Here is a 17365-nt window from a genome sequence, read left to right as displayed (position 1 = left end):
CGCTTTTATCAACAAGGTATGCGGGCCGCAACCCTTATACAGTCTATCTCGTAGACCTTTTTGTCACCCCCCCAGCCCTTTTTGTTTTTCTCCTTGTTTTTTAGGGCGTCTGTGTGAGTATTAGTCCTATAATAAATAAATAGATTAGATCCAACTAGAGTAGCTTGTGCCAAGTTAATTGCTTGAGTTTGTATTTCCTGTCGCTTTTTAAGGTAGTTATAATTGCACAACTCGGCAATCTTATTGACCCTCTGTATTAATCTAATTTTCGGGTAACTCGGTGAGGCTGTTTTGGATATAGCAATTCTCGTTTAAGTGAGGTTCACAATAACGAGGGGTCTAGCTCCTGCCTTTCAAAATCTTGGTTGTGAAGTTACGTTTTATACTAGCAAAATTCCAGTTTGTCTCCGTAATGGGCCAAGTTAACTCACACAAAGTCCCTTTCTCTCCGAGACAGGTTCGCTTAAATTTTCCTTTTAATTTTTTTGCGAGATTTAGACACTGCTTTGTTCCTCGACCTTCATAGGAAGAGCAAATGCTAGATCCATTATCTTTAATACTTAGGCTGTACCAGCCTTTGTTTTGCTTGCCAATAGCACTGAGACGGGTCAAATTTTTAGCGTGTTTTCCGACATTGCACAGTGCTTCTTCCAGAAATTGGCAGAGTTCTCGCTTTTGTTCCAGGCTTAAGTATTGCTCTTCAATTGGCTCGAACGAATAAGCTTTAACTTTGAGCGTTTTAAAAGAAGGAAAATTTCGCTGTAGCGTATGGCTGTAGACTTCATAGAGAAGGTCGCGAATCGGTAGCTTTAAGTCTAGGATTAGACCGCTGCCGAGACGGAGGCTTTCATTTCGATCGAGAGCTTCGAGTTTCAGGTATTCGCCGACTTCTCTGATTTCCCAGTTCAGATTTTTCAGTTCTTCGAGCAATTGATTTGGTTCTAAATCCTGGTCTTGAACGTGCCTTAAAATATTGGCTAGTGTTTGCAGAGGGCCATTATGAATTATAACAAATGTCCGTTCAATAGTGTGTTGGCGGAGCTCAATCTGAAACCTTAAAAATCGATCGTATTGATAGAAAGTGTTCAAGATGGCACCATTAATCACCAAAACTAATAAAGCTGGTGCTGCGGGAATCCACCATCCCCCGACGATGAAAGCATAACTAATTCCAACTAACCCAAGACTGGCAGCGGCAACATATACGAGGTTTTTTAATGGAGATTGAGTCAGCCGACCGAGATAAATAGCTAAAACGCCCCAAGCGACAATCCAAAGATATTCCCAACCCTGCGACAAGGTTTTTAAAACGGGTCGTCCATCGAGAACTGCACTGATAATTTGGCTGGTAACATGGGCATGAAATTCTACGCCATAAATTTTCCCAGGCGGTTGTAAATTAGCGATCGCAGAAGTATTGACAAAATCTTTAATACTAGGAGCCGTTATCCCAATTAGAACAATGCGATCGCCAAAGGTATCGCGCAGCCCATTAGGATTACCTTTGTCGGCTTCAATATCGTTAATATCTTGAAGGGATAGCGTGCGAAATCGTTCTCGACCGTTGCGATAATTAAGCAGTAACTGAACACCAAAATCATCAGCGCCCGCGTAGCCCCCAGAATTAGGAAAAAAGCGAGGAAGTTCAGTCCAACCAAACCGCGTCGAACCAAACCGCATCGCCTCGCGATCGCGAATGCCCTCACTCAGTTCAATGTCTTCAGCTTTGAGATAGGTTTCTGCCAGTCGCAAAGGCAGGGAAAAGGCGTATTTTTCATTGTTTTCCGGTCTCTTTGTTCCCAGTATTGCACGCCTGACCTTGCCGTCATCATCGGAAAGGTAATCTATAAAACCAATTTTTTCCGGGGGTAAGTCGGGGGGTGGCTTAATAGAAATAGGTAGAACTTTTTCCACCAATATCAGATTTTTGATATCTTTAAAAGCTGCAACCAGTTCGGCATGACCGGGTTCAACGGGTAGGTCTCTAACAATATCAAGACCGATAACTGTGGGTCGGTACTTCTGCAACTTTCTTAACAGTTTGGCAATTTCACGATCGGGTATAGGGTAATTCCCGATCCGTTGGATATCGGCTTCATCAATTCCCACAATCACAATTCGTTCGTCGATAGGTTCAGATGGTCGCAGCCTCAGAAACGAGTCGAGAGTCACCCATTCTATCAATTGCAGCGCTCCACTCAAACGAACAAGTACAATCAGAGCTATAGCAACAATTCCTGGCAGTATTCCTCTAGACCCGATGGTAAATTCTTTTCTAATTTTGCTCGAAATAGTGCGTAACAATAGTTTCTTCCTTAACAAAACAGATCAATCAATAAACCCCTCTTCTCTAGCTCGTTTTTCCGTTTGAATGCGGAGACTTTTGCCATCTTCCGGGTAAACGCCTAAAACGTCTTGAACTTTTGTCCAGTAGTGGCGTACTGTTCTGAGGGATAGGTTCATACGATCGGCAATGCCTTTATCTTCCAATTCTTCTTCAAAAGCGAGATTGAGTACCTCAAGCCACTCTGGCTTGACTTCCCCTGGTGGCATTTTCAAATCTTTGGTATGGGTAACTCCTTTGAGTGCTAAGTCAATCCGCTTCAACATCTCCTCACTGGAAAGTCCTTTGTCAGCTACGGTAAACCCTCCTTCATGAGCGTCGATATCTGGTTTAATCCGCACCAGTGCTTTGACATAACTGCTTTGCACAACCAAATTTAGGGTGGGATAGTTTTTCATTAAAGTTCCCAGGCTTTTTATGCCTCGATTGATTTCGGCAGTGTGCCCGAAGGTTTCTGGTAGGGAAAGATCCATAATAACTAAATCCGGCCCAAATGCTTCGACCTGTTGCAGAGCATTCTGGGTTGTTTTAGCGGTAAGGATTTCGGCTTGTGGGTAGTGCCGTTTCAGCAAGTCGATCGTTCCGCTTAAGATTAGTTCGTGGTCATCCACTACAAGTATTTTGAGTGTGCTTGGCTCTGGTAAATCTTGGCTCATTGTTGAAACCGTAGTTGGTAATTGGTAATTGGTAATTCCTTAGCCAGTAAGCATTTAGCTTGAGCTGATGGGGGCAAGTATGTTTGTATTATCAAAATAACTACGAAAAAGCGCGTTTTTTTAGGTTTATTTAAGTTTTTTGCTTTAGTTAATGATACCAAATCAGGGTTTAGTATCCCCTTTATACTCTCTCTCTCTCTCTGTACTCTGTGCGCTCTCTGTGGTTAATTATAAATGTGGTAGAAAACGCGGATTTAGTATAAGTCAGACAAATCGTCGATTTAAGTGATGAAATTGGTTTCATTTTATATGATATAGAAATCCGCTAGAAAATATATTGCACAAGTGTGCAAACTCGATCGCACAAATATGCAATTAGGTTAGCAAACTACTACAGCCTACTTCAAAACGGCTGATAGCGTACTGAAAAGTAGATACCCTTATCTTGCAGCGAGTCTCCCCGATCGCCAACTGAAATTAAGGGGAGGCCGTAGTCTAAGCGCAACGATAAATCGGGAACGATCTGCCATCGCAAACCCAGTCCTAAACTGGCAATTGTAGCTGGGTCAGGGTCAATATCTTGGTTATTCCAGACAGTTCCGATTTCAAAAGAAGGCGCTAACTGCAGTGTATTGGTATCTGACGTGAGGGGAATGCGAACTTCAACTGAACCCAGAATGCCATTGTCGGCAACGAGTTGGTTTTGTCGGTAGCCGCGAACTGTATCGACTCCACCAATACTGAAGCGTTCTAAAGGTAGCAAAGAATTAGGAGTTAGCTGAGCATCAATTCGCGCTACTAGCACATTTCTGGATGATAACTGCTGCACCAATTGAAATTGCCCCAACCAGGAAAAGAATCGCCCGTCAGTACCCGTATTATTGACAGTTGCATCAAAGGCATCTATCCCTAGACTGAATTGAGAACGGGCCGCTAAGACTCGTCTTCTGCCCCGATCGACCCAATCTTGAGAAAACCGAATTACTGTAACTTTAGACTCGCCTTTTTCAGGGCCTTCTGTGAAGGAAAAGGGCCGATCGTTGAGGATATACGTTTGGCTGCGACGGCGATCTAAACCCAAGCTTAATGCAAATTCACGGGTCGGTGTTCTGGTAATGGGCTGGCGGAAATTGACGGAATAAGTTTGAGTCTCGCTTCTAATACCGATATCCCGAAACTCTCGTTCTATAATTCGGCTATCGCCATTGTTATAGCGGAAGTTAAGGGCACCGTTACGAGCGTTCACGGGGATTGTATAGTTGATGTCGTAGAGGTCGAGTCCTTCTGTACGTCCGTATTGGACTGAAGCACGATCGCCAAATCCTAACAGATTATCATGACTGACTTGTACGCTGCCTTGGACTGAACCAATGCTGGGAGATTGGTTGTTATCCAGTACGATCGCACTGTGAAAGGCAGGCGCTTCTTTGAGATTGATTCGCAAGATATTGCGGCCCGGAGTGCTGCCTGCGGTTAACTCGGCATTTACCCTCTCGATCAGCGGATCGAGTTGCAACAGTTGCAAAGCTTCTTCTAAGCGTTGCTGGTTTAAGGGGGTAGAGGTGGCAAGTTCTAGGCGCGATCGCACGTATCCTTCTCGCAATCGATTTAAGCCACCGATTTCAATCCGTTCGAGTTCGCCCTCTACGACTTGAATTTTGACTGTACCGCTGCTGAGGTCTTGATTGTTGGGTAGGAAGGCTCCAGAGGTAATGTAGCGGTTTTTAATATAGAGTTGAATAATCGCCGATCGCAGTTCGAGCAACTCTTCAAACGTGACTGAACGGTTCTCGTAAGGCTGAATTAATTTGGCAATTTCGTCCTGTAAGACGGTGTTTCCCAGCACTTCTACTTTTTGGATAAAAAAGCGATCGCCCGACGGGGAAGTAACTTCAGGTGACTCTTGAATTGGGGGAGTTTGCAGTTCGGGTTCCGGTGGTGGTGAAGGGGTTTCATCGGGGAGAGGACGGGGTGTAAAAGAGGGATTGGGAATCGTTTGTTCGATCGCGTCTGGTGCGTTAGGGGGAATGGTGACACCTGGTGGCGGTGCGGATTGGGCGATCGCACTGAGGGTAAAACAAGTTGATGTCGCGATGCTTGAACCTGAAATGGCAACCCACCTGAAGATTGGGTACATATTTTTGTTAGTGAATTAACGACATTCTCGACTCATAACAAGTTTCCCATTCGGCAGTCGATACACGCCTTGGGGTTCTACAATTGGATCGCCTTTTTGCCAAGAACGATTTGGGTTGGTATTTGAGGATGTGGTGTCGCTGGGTAAAGTTTCCACATCTACTGTGGGAAAGTCGGACATTTGGACATCTCCAGGGCGCTGCGGTAAGCCACCCGTACCTGTGACGGTAAAACTTCCCCTCGTTGGTCGTGAACGCCGGACAATACAGCTAGAGGCCAGAAGTCTGTCGGTGTCAATCCGATTTTCCGGTAACTCGGTGAGACTGTTTTGGATCGAGGTGGTATTGGGTAGGGCAATATTTCCCGAAGCAAGATTACCAGTGGCGTTAATATCGACTCGATTATTGCGTTCGAGGGTAGCAGGATCGGTGCTGCGGCGTGCTCTTGTGTAGTTTTCGCCGAAGAAGACAGGAGTGTTGAGGGTGATATTTCCACCTCTGCCATCACGGGCAAAAGCGAGGATATCGCTGTCGTTGAAAGCGAGGATGGAGTCAGCTTTTATGTCTATGTTGCCACCGCCTCCTGCACCAGAGTTAACCTGGCTGGTGATGTCACTGTTGCCCGATAGGCGAATATTGGGAGCTGTGATGTTGATACTTCCCCCAGAAGATTGCTCGGCGGAAGTTGCGATCGTGCCATTGTTAGCTTCTAGGGTATCGCGGGCTGTAATGTTGATATTGCCTGCTGTTCCTTCTCGCGTGCTGCTGGTGGATACCCGTGCCCCATCGCTCACCTGCAAGCGCCCCGTGTTAATGCTCAAATTCCCTGCATCCCCACTCCCTTGACTCTCAGCAGACAAGCCACTGCGAAACTGACCATTGGCTGATCTACCAATCACCTCAACCGAATTCCTTGCCGTAATCTGCAAGCTGCCGCCCTTGCCTTGACCTGTAGTAGCGCTTGATACCACCGCCCCATCGCTCACCTGCAAACGCCCCGTGTTAATGCTCAAATTCCCTGCATCCCTACTCCCATAACTCTGAGCCAACAAGCCACTGACAAGCCGACCATCGGCTGAGATCCCAATCACCTCAACCGAATCCCTTGCCGTAATCTGCAAGCTGCCGCCCTTGCCTGAATCTCTAGTAGTGGTTGATACCTGTGCCCCATCGCTCACCTGCAAGCGCCCCGTGTTAATGCTCAAATTCCCTGCATCCCCACTCCCTTCACTAGAAGTAAACAAGCCACGGTCAAACTGACTACTGGCTGAGTTACCCATCAGCTCGATCGAATCCCTTGCCGTAATCTGCAAGCTGCCGCCCTTGCCTGAACCTCTAGTAGCGGTTGATACCGCTGCCCCATCGCTCACCTGCAAGCGCCCCGTGTTAATGCTCAAATTCCCTGCATCCCCACTCCCTTGACTCTGAGCCGACAAGCCACTGCCAAACCGACCATCGGCTGAGGTTCCACTCACCTCAACCGAATCTGTTGCCGCAATCTGCAAGCTGCCACCGTTGCCCTCACTGACAGTACCGGATTGTACTTGTGCCCCATCGCGCACCAGCAAGCGCCCCGTGTTAATGCTCAAATTCCCTGCATCCCCACTCCCTTGACTAGAAGTAAACAAGCCACTGGCCAATTGACCATCGACCGATCTACCAATCACCTCAACCGAATCTGTTGCCTTAATCTCCAAGCTGCCACCCTTGCCTGAAGCTATAGTACCGGTTGATACCCGTGCCCGATCGCGCACCAGCAAGCGCCCCGTGTCAATCCTCAAATTCCCTGCATCCCCACTCCCTTGACTAGAAGTAAACAAGCCACTGCCAAACTGACCACTGGCTGAGGTACCAATCACCTCAACCGAATCTGTTGCCTTAATCTCCAAGCTGCCACCCTTGCCCGAACCGAAAGTAGTGGCTGATACCACCGCCCCATCACTTACCAGCAAGCGCCCCGCGTCAATCCTCAAACTCCCTGCATCCCCACTCCTTTGACTCTCAGTAAACAAGCCACTTATAAACCGACCATCGGCTGAGCTACCAATCACCTCAACCAAATCTGTTGCCATAATCTGCAAGCTGCCACCCTTGCCTGAACCGCTAGTATCGGCTGATACCCGTGCCCCATCGCGCACCCGCAAGCGACCCGTGTCAATCCTCAAATTCCCTGCATCCCCACTCCCTTGACTCTGAGCCGACAAGACACTGACAAACTGACCATTGGCTGAGCTACCAATCACCTCAACCGAATCTGTTGCCATAATCTGCAAGCTGCCGCCCTTGGCCGAACCGAAAGTAGCGACTGATACCTCTGCCCCATCGCGCACCAGCAAGCGCCGTGTGTTAATGCTCAACTCCCCTGCATCCCCCCCCCCACTCCCTAACCTACTACTCTGATCAACCAAGCGACTGTTATAGGAACCATTGGCTGTTGATTCTCCAATCACCTCGATTGAATCAGCAGCCGTAATCTGCAAGCTGCCACTCTTGCCTGAACTTCCAGTATAGACTGATACCTCTCCCCTATCGCGCACCAGCAAGCGCCGCGTGTTAATGCTCAAATTCCCTCCACCCCTAGTCCCAGAAGTAGACAAGCTACTGCCAAACTGACCAGTGACTGAGGTCCCACTCACCTCAACCGAATCTGTTGCCGTAATCTGCAAGTTGCCACCGTTGCCTGAATCGAAAGTACTGGTTGATACCAGCGCCCCATCGCGCACTAGCAAACGCCCCGTGTCAATCCTCAAATTCCCTGCATCCCCATCCCCACCCCCATTACCCCCAGTAACCAAGACACTGGGAATCCCACCATTGGCTGAGTTCCCACTCACCTCAACCGAATCTGTTGCCGTAATCTGCAAGTTGCCCCTCTTGCCTGAACCGTCACTAGAGGCTGATACCCGTGCCCCATCGCGCACCAGCAAGCGCCCCGTGTCAATTCTTATGTCTCCTCCAGTTCCCGTTCCTGTGGTTCCCACATCAGCCGTCAGGTATGAAGCGTCCCTCAGCTCAACCTCTGTTGCGCGTACCAGTACCTGTTTGCCATTTTGTGCCCCCCAGGTGTTAGCGAAAATATACGAGCTTTGTGTCATCGAAAACTGCCCACCGCGAATCTGAATGTCACCGCCTCCTTCACCACTGGCATTCACAGATGCCCCGTTTGATAATGAAATATTGCCAAAATTATTAATCGAGTCATAGCCTAGGGCAAAGCCGTTCCCACTAGAACTCAAACTTACTTCTCCCACTCGGGCCACACTGCCGAGTTCAATGCGTCCTCCGGCTGCTGTCAGTCTCCCGGAATCTAGGAGTACATCTCCACCAACTAACGCTAAAGTTCGACCCGGTTGCACCTGTAGCCCTCGGGGAAGACCTCCTGAGTTAGGTTGATCGATTAAACTTGGTGCTTGCGATCTATTAACAATGGGTTGAGCAGCAACGGCATTAAACCACAAAGCTGAGGGACTGACGCTGAGTAAATTACTCGAACTCGGTTGTGAAGCGCTAAATAGTCCGGTATCCCCTAACTTAACGGCATTCGCTGTCGTTGCCAAAAATGAACCCTGCACGTCCAAACTGGCAGATGGCCCGAACACAATGCCGTTTGGATTAATCAAAAACAAATTAGCATTGCCATCAACTCCCAACCTGCCATTAATTTTTGAACGGTTCGCCCCGGTTACGCGCGAGAGAATGTTTAATATCCCTGCTGGATTGGTGAAATAAGCGCCTCTTCCTTCTAAAACACTCAATTGTTCAAAACTGTGGAACAGATTAGCGCCTCGTATTGCGCCACCATCAATGCGATCGCCTTGAATACCCTTGATAACATCGGGTGTAACGACAGAACTTTCAGCACCTAGCGTATTGTCAGGCACGATTTGGGCGTTAGCGCGATCGCCCCCTCCTACGAGGAGTGTCCCAAATATGGCGACGCAACCCCCAATCTGCCACTGCCAACACCGATCGAACCAGCTTTTAGCAATCATAGGTTGGTTTCTAAAACATATTGATAAATCTATCACTATAGTTTCTTTTTGAGTGGCCTTAACTCACATCTTGTACATACCCGATAAACAGCCTCCAAATAAATTTCGAGCTGAAAGCTTAAGTTCGCTTTTAAACCCCACCTAAACGTAAGCTGCTTAAGAAGTGGGGGTCTCTAAACCATTTTTAATTATGAATAATGAATCGTCTAAATTCAGAATTTTTCTAGCCCTATAAATAAGGCAATTCTGGGAGACTAAGCACTCCATATACGAATTCTCTGCGATTGCATTGAGAAAAGCAAGAAAAATGCAAACAATTCTTGCCCGTGCCCAGCAAGCGAGCCTACACCTTACAGTCGTTGATGCCTTCAGAGTATCAGCGCGATAATGTCCCGCTAACATTGCAGGCTTATGCAAGCTTGCCTGCACAAGTATGTATTTTTATTAGTTGGGTTATGTCATTAAGTTGGCACAGAACGTTAATGCGTTCTTTCTATTTGACCTCCTATCCTATAAATCACGCAGATGAAATTATTAGGAGCAACCAACTATGCCTTCTGAAATAACTTTTGGAAAAACAACTTCTTCTATAAGTCCTTACATTGAAAATGAGTTGGAGGTCAAACCCATCGCGACCATCCCAACTGATATTGCATTCCAGGCAGACCTTAATAGCAAAGGTGTTGCAGATGCTCGTGGAGGCACACTATCCCAGATTTCAGAAAGTGCTATTTTGCCTGTTGGCAATAAGGGTTTCACAGGCAATGTCTACATTGATGGCATTCTCTGGGGTGGAAATAATTGGACATCAGGTTCATCGTCAACAACAACGATTGATTACTCTTTCTGGAATTCCCAAACTGCCAGTTTTGATGACGCCTACTACGACGACATCGCCCAAAACCCCTATGACTGGTTTTCAGGGGAAAAAGCTTCTATGGTAAACGCTTTAAACAGTTGGTCAGCGGTTGCCAATATTCAATTTGTGAATGCTGGGGACAATAATGAATCAGCTACCCTTGGCTTCTATAATGTGGGTAATGCCGATGCGGATGATAACTTAGGAATGTTCTGTCCTCCTGGAACAGATGGACAGGGAATTGGCTATTTCAACAGGGAAGGAGGGGGTTGGAATACTAATGGAATAGCGCAAGGTAACTTTAACTTCACCACTTTAATTCATGAACTTGGACATGGATTAGGGCTGGCTCACCCCCATGACAATGCAGGCGGTTCATCAATTTATCCAGGAGTTACCGCCGCCTTTGGTGATACAGGGGAGTATGGCTTGAACCAGGGCGTTTACACCACCATGTCCTACAATGATGGGCTAGTTTACAGTGGTGGCGATCCAGGTACACGGGACTACGGCTATCAAGGCACACCTATGGCGTTTGATATTGCTGCTATTCAGTATCTTTATGGGGCAAACAACAGCTACAAAACTGGTAACGACACATACTTCCTGCCCACTGCCAACCAATCAGGTACCTATTATTCCTGTATTTGGGATGCTGGCGGAATTGATACTATTAGTGGTGTGGGGGCACTATCGGGTGTCAAGATCGATCTCAATGATGCCTCGCTCAATGCTGATGTAGATGGGGCAGGTGCTGGTGGTTATATCTCTTCTGCCAAGGGCATTTTTGGCGGATTTACTATTGCTAATGGTGCAATAATTGAGAATGCCGATGGTTCTGCTTTTGCCGATCTGATTACTGGCAATGAGTTCAATAACATTCTCAACGGTGGGGCTGGCAATGACTCTTTAATCGGCGAGTCTGGTAATGACACCCTTAATGGTGGGGCTGGCAATGACACCCTTAATGGTGGGGATGGCAATGACTCTCTCGTGGGTGGCAATGGCAAAGATATCTTAACTGGTGAGAGTGGGAGCGATCGATTTACCTACACGGCTCTCAGTCAATCCTTGTTAGCCAACTATGATGTGATTACTGACTACTCTATGGGTGACCAAATTGATGCTCCTAGTTATATAGTTCCAGCAACACTCACTACCTCTGTTGGTAATGCAGCTAGTTTGAGTGAAGCAGCTATCTCTACTTTACTAACCAGTGGTGTGTTTACAGCCAACAGTGCTGAAGCATTTACAGTTTCTGGTATAGCCGGAACCTTCATCGCTTTCAATGACGCAGTGGCTGGATTCAATTCTGCAAATGACTCCCTCATTTTCCTCAAGAATTATACGCTTGGCTCTGTTTCAATTGTTTAGAGGTGGTTAATCATAGGTAGACATGAGAAGAAGGAGCTAAAGTTGGGTGGGCAATGCCCGCCCTGTCAAGGTGCTATCGACGTACTTACGTCATCCTAGCTGTCGGATTTCGCCCGTAAACCAAATTGATGGTCGATTACGCTTAAAAAGCACTCGATCGAACGATCCTTTTCGAGGGCTGTGCTAACGTCAGCAACCAAATTTCAAGCGCTTGAGGGTTTTCTTCACCACCTAAATAAATAATGTAGTTAATTGCGGCGTTGCTGATTCTGGCGTATGAATAAACTTTTCGCTTGATGTTACAAAACTCGCTCTACTTGGCTTATAGCCATTCCGAAAACTTGAATTCATACTTGTATTCAGCAACGCCTCATTTTCAAGTGTACTCGCGCGAAGGAGGAGTTTATGGACATTCAAAACCTATCGTTCAGACGGAACCTCAAATTTCTAGGTGGTTCGGCTGTTGGGTTGGCGGGATTGCTAGCAGTTTGGATTGTAGGTGGCAACTATATCGCCTCTGTGCAAGAAAAAGAAATCGAGCAGGATTTAGCAGCATTTGCCCAACGGTTTCCCAAAACTGAGCCGAATGATGCGGCGTTGAAACTGGCAGCCTCCCTCGCTAAAGTGGGGTTCGATGGAGGGGCAACTTTCTCTTCTGTCGATCGCTCCATCAAGTCTAGGGCTGATTTTAAGCCTTCAGAGGACGATCGAAAGGCATTTGAAGAAATCAGACCAGAATTAAAGCAGTACCTAGACGCTGAGCTTGCCAAACCAAACAATACCGTAAATCCACCTTCAGAGAAATTACAGCGCTATCTCGCCTCCCGGCAAACGGCTTTAGCAGAACTTCGCCAGCAGGTTTTAAATAATGAAGTGCCGCACTGGGGAACAGATATTAGCAGGATTCTGGAAGGAGATTTTATGGTTCTCATACCCAATTATTTAGGGCAGGCTACTTTCCAACAAGTTTTAGCCCTAGACATTCTAGAAAAATACCGTAAAGGTCAGACGGAAGCAGCAGCAGAAATGCTGGAAGTATCCTGGAAAATCAACCAGCCTTTAACAGAAAGCCCCCTCTTCCTGCCTCAACTTGTGGCTTCGTTTGTGACTAAATATCCAGCAGGGGTAATGCGGAAAGCCGATAGCCTTCCAGCCCAGTGGCAGCAGCGCTCGCTGGAACACGATTACCGAGAATCGCTATTAACATCCTTGCAGGGAGAATATTTGTTTCAGTTCAAAGTTTGGCAAAACCTCGTTTGGAAATACTCCGGGTCTTCGATACAAGAACCATCAGGGGCTTATGATTTGGTGGGAATATTTGTACCATTTAGGTTCCCATACGATCCCCAAACTTTACAAGAAAAAATCTTAAACTGGACTTTATCTCATGTCCTGGTGTGGTTCAAGCCGGTGATCGAACTTTATGTTCGCTTTTGTGCGATCGATACTTATCACGCCTATAAACGATCGCTTGCAGCATCTCGCCAGCAGAATGTTTGCGCTTCTGATTCATTCACGCTAGATGACTCCGCGTGGTGGAATTATATCGATAGGACATCTACAAGTTTTCCCAACCAAACCAGTAAAGCAGCCAAGTCTATGCTGGATTTGGAACTGACTCAGAACATTTTGCAAGTCAAAGCATTAGCAGCCAAAACGGGAAAATGGCCGCCATCGGTTCCCGATATGAAGTCGTCTATTTGTCCGGGGGCAAAATGGCTGTATCGCGTTGCTCCAGATGGTACGATGTCGATCTCGTTTAGCGAGAAACCCAAATGGTTAGAGGAGAGATTAAAGAGCAAGAGATGGCTACCATTTACCTATAGCGACAAGACACCGCCACAGCTCAAAAACCGAGCCTCTACCCGACCAAAGCGATAATAGCACATCCCCACAGTTTGCGATCGTTAGTGCTGGCTACCATTGGCTAAGGAGCGGGGAAAAAGTGTCTCAGAACCCCAGATTTCCACGTACATCGGCGTTGCTTAACCAGGATATGAAAAAAATAAGTTGAAAATCCCCAAGCTTTGTCGATACTGGTTTCTATGACGGGTTTATTTAGCCCTTCATACCCTAAATCAGCAACGCCTTAATTGCAAACAAAAGCTAGAGCGGAGTTTAAATTCGAGGCTGGTTAGGTAGTAAAATCGAGAATACTGCAAGAGGTGAGTAAAGCTTCGTCTAAAATCTTGAAAAGAACCTACCATATCTTACTTCTATGCCAAGCCGACACCGCCGATTCTGTGTCCGCCATGTTCTGGTAATTTTATTCCTAACCAGTCTCACCATTTGTCTGTGGCTGAGTCATGTTTCTTTTAATCCTTTACAACTAAGATGGACAGAAGTAGCAACCGCACAGTCTGCCAATCCCAGCCAAATCGTACAACAAGGAATCGAACGATATAAAACAGGAGACGTGCAAGGCGCGATCGTACTTTGGCAAACCGCCTTAACCGCCTATCAAAGCACTAACAACCGTGCTAACGAGGCGATCGTTCGAGAAAAACTAGCCATAGCTTATCAACAAACCGGTCAATTCAGCGAAGCGATCGATTATTGGAAAGGTGCGATCGCCAACTATCGTTCCTCTGGAGATTTCGTGAAGGTGGGACGGTTACTCACAGAACTCGCTCAAACCTACAGCCGTTTGGGGCAAAATAGAGAAGCGATCTCGCTTTTATGCGGTGCTTCTGAGGCTGATGAAATTTGCCCCAAAAGTGAAGGAAGTGCTTTGCAAATTGCCGAAAAATTTAGAGATCGCCAGGGAGAAGCGGCGGCTTTGGGAAGTTTGGGAGAAGCCTATCGCCTCACAGGAAAGTACGATCGAGCCATTGAAACTCTAGAGGCTAGCTTAAAGATTGTCGGGGAGATTAACCCCCCAGTTTATCGCGCATCAGTGCTTAATAGTCTCGGTAATACTTACTTTAGTAAAGCTCAACTCAACGAGCAGCGTGCTGATTCTGCTAAGTCCAGAAATGCAGAAAATAAAGCTAATGAATTCATTAAAGAATCTGCTGCTAATTACACAAAAGCTGATAGTTATTTCGAGATCAGTCTCGAACAGAGTCGCACTCAAAATGATCGATCGAGTCAAATGCGATCGCTTCTCAATTTGATTCAACTTTATTACCGATCGAAATATTTTAAGTTACCCGATCGCACTAATAAGGCGGATCAAGCATTGCAAGAAGCTCTAACTCTACTTAATATCATCCCTGATTCTCCCAATAAAGTCTATGCAGCGATCGATCTAGCCGAAATAGAACAACCTGTTGATTCTATTAATTATACTTCATCTCAAGCTCAATGTCAGCCGCGAAAACTCAACGAATTGCAGGCAGAAGAACTCCTGCAAAAAGCTGTTTATATTGCTCGAGGCATTAAAGATTCTCGCTCGGAATCATTTGCGTTAGGTAAACTAGGTCATCTCTACGAATGCCGCAAAGACTACAATAAAGCCTTAGATTTTACCAAACAGGCAAGATTGGCAGCCGACCAAAACTTACGTGCTAAAGATAGTCTTTATTTGTGGGAGTGGCAGGCGGGACGAATATTTAAGGCGCAGGGGAAAGCATCTGAGGCAATTGCTGCTTACGAACGCGCGATCGCAACTTTAGAAGGTGAGGGAGGTATTCGAGACAATCTGTTAATTACCCAGCGAGACTTGCAATTTAGCTTTCGGGATACGATTACTCCTCTCTACCGCGAGTTTGCTCAGTTAAAACTAGAGCGTGCTGAAGCGCTACCTATTGCAAGTGTTGAATACCAAAAAGAGCTCGATTCTGCACTCAACGCGATTGATTCTTTGAAACTAGCAGAATTGCAAAATTACTTCGGCAATGAGTGTGTCTTTACCGTTTTTGAGCCGGAACGAGTTGATGACTTAGAAAGAGAAGACACTGCTGTCTTTAGTTCTATAATTTTGGACGATCGAACGGCGATTGTAGTGAGTTTACCCAACTCTGACGAGAAGGGAAAGCCAAATACTGAAAAAAGATTTAAACGGCTAGTCTGGATAAACGATAGTAAAAAACTTACAGAAGAAATCAAAAAATTTAGTATAGAAATTCAGAAATTTTACGATCCTACTGACGCTTTTTTAACACCAGCACAAAATCTATATAACTTGCTGATTCGCCCTTTCGCCTCCGATTTAACACCAACAAAAATTAAAACTCTCGTTTTCATCCAAGATGGGCTATTACGCAGCGTACCGATGGCTGCGCTCCACAATGGTGAAGAATTTCTAGTTCAGAAATACGCCATTGCTACGACTCCCGGTTTGCGCTTGACATCTCCTAAACCCCTAAATTTTCCAAGTCTGCGGACGCTAGCTTTGGGCTTAACCGAAGCTGCTACCGTTGATGGTGAAAATTTTAAGGCTTTGGCAAATGTCACTGATGAAATAGATCGAGTTATAAAGCTATTTCCAGGTAGCAAGAAACTCTTGGACGAACAATTTACTCCTGAGAGCTTAGAGCAAGAACTTAAACAAACGGTTTACCCGATTATTCACGTTGCCACTCACGGTCAATTTGGCACTCTTCCAGAAGATAGCTTTCTAGTCACGGGTAATAATGAGAAAATTACAATTACTCAGCTAGAGAGTGATATTCGCCGCTTTAGTAAAGGTACAGAGCCAGTGGAGTTGCTCGCACTCACGGCTTGTCAAACGGGTATAGGAGATGACCGCGCGACACTGGGTATGGCTGGCATTACGGTGCAAGCAGGCGTCAAAAGTGCTTTGGCTTCTCTTTGGTATGTTGACGATGCTTTTACACAAGAATTAGTCGCTGAGTTTTACGATAACTTGCGATCGCAAATGAGCAAAGCAGAAGCCCTAAAGGAAGCACAGAAGGCGCTGATCGATCGAAACAAGAATATACACCCCGCTAAGTGGGCCTCCTTTATCCTTATCGGTAACTGGCTATAGAAAGAAAAGAGCATTGTTACTGTATTAAAACCCTCTGTACAACAATGAATGAAAGTTGGCAAGCAGGTAAAAATCAGGTCAGGAAAAGTGCTAAATATGTCGGGCTTGTTGGCGGCGAATTAGATCGCGCTCGCTCTTGATGCGCGATATGCGATGCTTTCTCTAAAAGCGATCGCGTTACGCGGTTGCAAATTCCGTAAACTGACGCAAACGCGGTGGATGAAAGGCGAGGACAATATCTTCACGAGACACCCCCGCTTGCAGTAAATCGGTTGCAATACCTTCCTCAAATGACCTAAATATTCCCTTAACAAGCTTCTTAACTTTTCATCGGATATATTGATGTCGCAGGTTTTTAAATAAACTGAAGGTCGATAAGCTGTTCAACATTTAAATTTTTTGCCTGAAAGCCAGGGTGCAAGGAGTCTAGGCTTCAAAAATTCCAATTTAAATGCGTATCAGCTTATCCTAACTTCCGGCCGCAGCCAACTTGTCCGTTAGCTGCATCTTCAGCTTCTACCAGTTCCATCAAACGCTGGTGGTGGGTTATATCATTTATTGTGGATTGAGACTCGGAGGGAATTTATTTACTCATATTTCTGTCCTTAATGTTTCAAAGTAATTAAGATTCTCGGCTTCTTCAGGATCTGGACCCCAGTCTAGCAACCCCACTCTCAATTTTCTATAAAATACTAGCGCACTCCTCAATGCGTACAAGCCTATTCTCCCTTGGTATCCTAATTCTTCGCTGCGGGCGATCGCAAAATTTATCATAGTTCCACCATAGAACTGCCCCCTCCAAATGGAGGGGGTAATTTTTACTGAACGAAATCGCTCACAGGGATGAAGTTGCGAAAACTAGATGCGATTTAAGTTAAAACTATTCACCACATAAACTAAGAAAAACCATGCACAATTCATCGATGGAACCTAATTCCGGCTATAACAACTCCGGTTACGAATCGCAACCCGATTTGACTGCCGGTTACTCATCACCTAGGGCGTCAGTTCAGTATTCGGACTTGACAAAACTAAAGGTCTATGATAAGTGAATTGAGAAGCCGGTTAAATT

General features: G+C 46.0%; 8 protein-coding genes. 3 read left to right on the top strand and 5 right to left on the bottom strand.

The features are described from left to right. Positions 1-339 precede the first annotated feature (339 nt). The 4 genes from QUA33_RS25325 to QUA33_RS25310 all read right to left on the bottom strand — a co-directional run bounded on the left by QUA33_RS25325 (position 340) and on the right by QUA33_RS25310 (position 9127). Positions 340-2304 (bottom strand): CHASE2 domain-containing protein, encoded by a 1965-nt coding sequence (locus QUA33_RS25325; protein ID WP_333152177.1) that lies wholly within the window; start codon positions 2302-2304, stop codon positions 340-342. A gap of 24 nt (positions 2305-2328) precedes the next feature. Further along, a complete protein-coding gene (locus QUA33_RS25320) occupies positions 2329-3000 on the bottom strand; it encodes a response regulator transcription factor (RefSeq protein WP_333078925.1) in 672 nt (223 codons plus the stop codon). Positions 3001-3403: 403 nt separating this feature from the next. After that, positions 3404-5137, bottom strand: a complete 1734-nt coding sequence (locus QUA33_RS25315; RefSeq protein WP_333152175.1) for a ShlB/FhaC/HecB family hemolysin secretion/activation protein — start codon at positions 5135-5137, stop codon at positions 3404-3406. Between the two features lie 15 nt (positions 5138-5152). Beyond that, a complete protein-coding gene (locus tag QUA33_RS25310) occupies positions 5153-9127 on the bottom strand; it encodes a two-partner secretion domain-containing protein (protein WP_333152172.1) in 3975 nt (1324 codons plus the stop codon). A gap of 550 nt (positions 9128-9677) precedes the next feature. Here QUA33_RS25310 and QUA33_RS25305 point away from each other — a divergent pair. From QUA33_RS25305 to QUA33_RS25295, 3 genes are all read left to right on the top strand, one after another. Continuing rightward, positions 9678-11360, top strand: coding sequence for a M10 family metallopeptidase (locus QUA33_RS25305; protein ID WP_333152170.1), 1683 nt, complete (start codon positions 9678-9680; stop codon positions 11358-11360). 405 nt (positions 11361-11765) lie between these two features. Further along, the gene (locus QUA33_RS25300) at positions 11766-13241 is read left to right on the top strand and encodes a hypothetical protein (RefSeq protein WP_333152168.1); all 1476 of its coding nucleotides are present in this window, start codon (positions 11766-11768) and stop codon (positions 13239-13241) included. Positions 13242-13578: 337 nt separating this feature from the next. Next, positions 13579-16293, top strand: coding sequence for a CHAT domain-containing protein (locus QUA33_RS25295; protein ID WP_333152167.1), 2715 nt, complete (start codon positions 13579-13581; stop codon positions 16291-16293). Positions 16294-16470: 177 nt separating this feature from the next. Here the strand turns inward: QUA33_RS25295 and QUA33_RS25290 are convergent, their stop codons facing one another. Further along, positions 16471-16572, bottom strand: a complete 102-nt coding sequence (locus tag QUA33_RS25290) for an element excision factor XisI family protein (RefSeq protein WP_333152179.1) — start codon at positions 16570-16572, stop codon at positions 16471-16473. Positions 16573-17365: the final 793 nt, after the last annotated feature.

Source organism: Microcoleus sp. Pol14D4 (genome assembly GCF_036701245.1).
Taxonomy (GTDB): Bacteria; Cyanobacteriota; Cyanobacteriia; order Cyanobacteriales; family Microcoleaceae; genus Microcoleus.
This window is presented reverse-complemented; position numbering and strand designations above follow the sequence as displayed.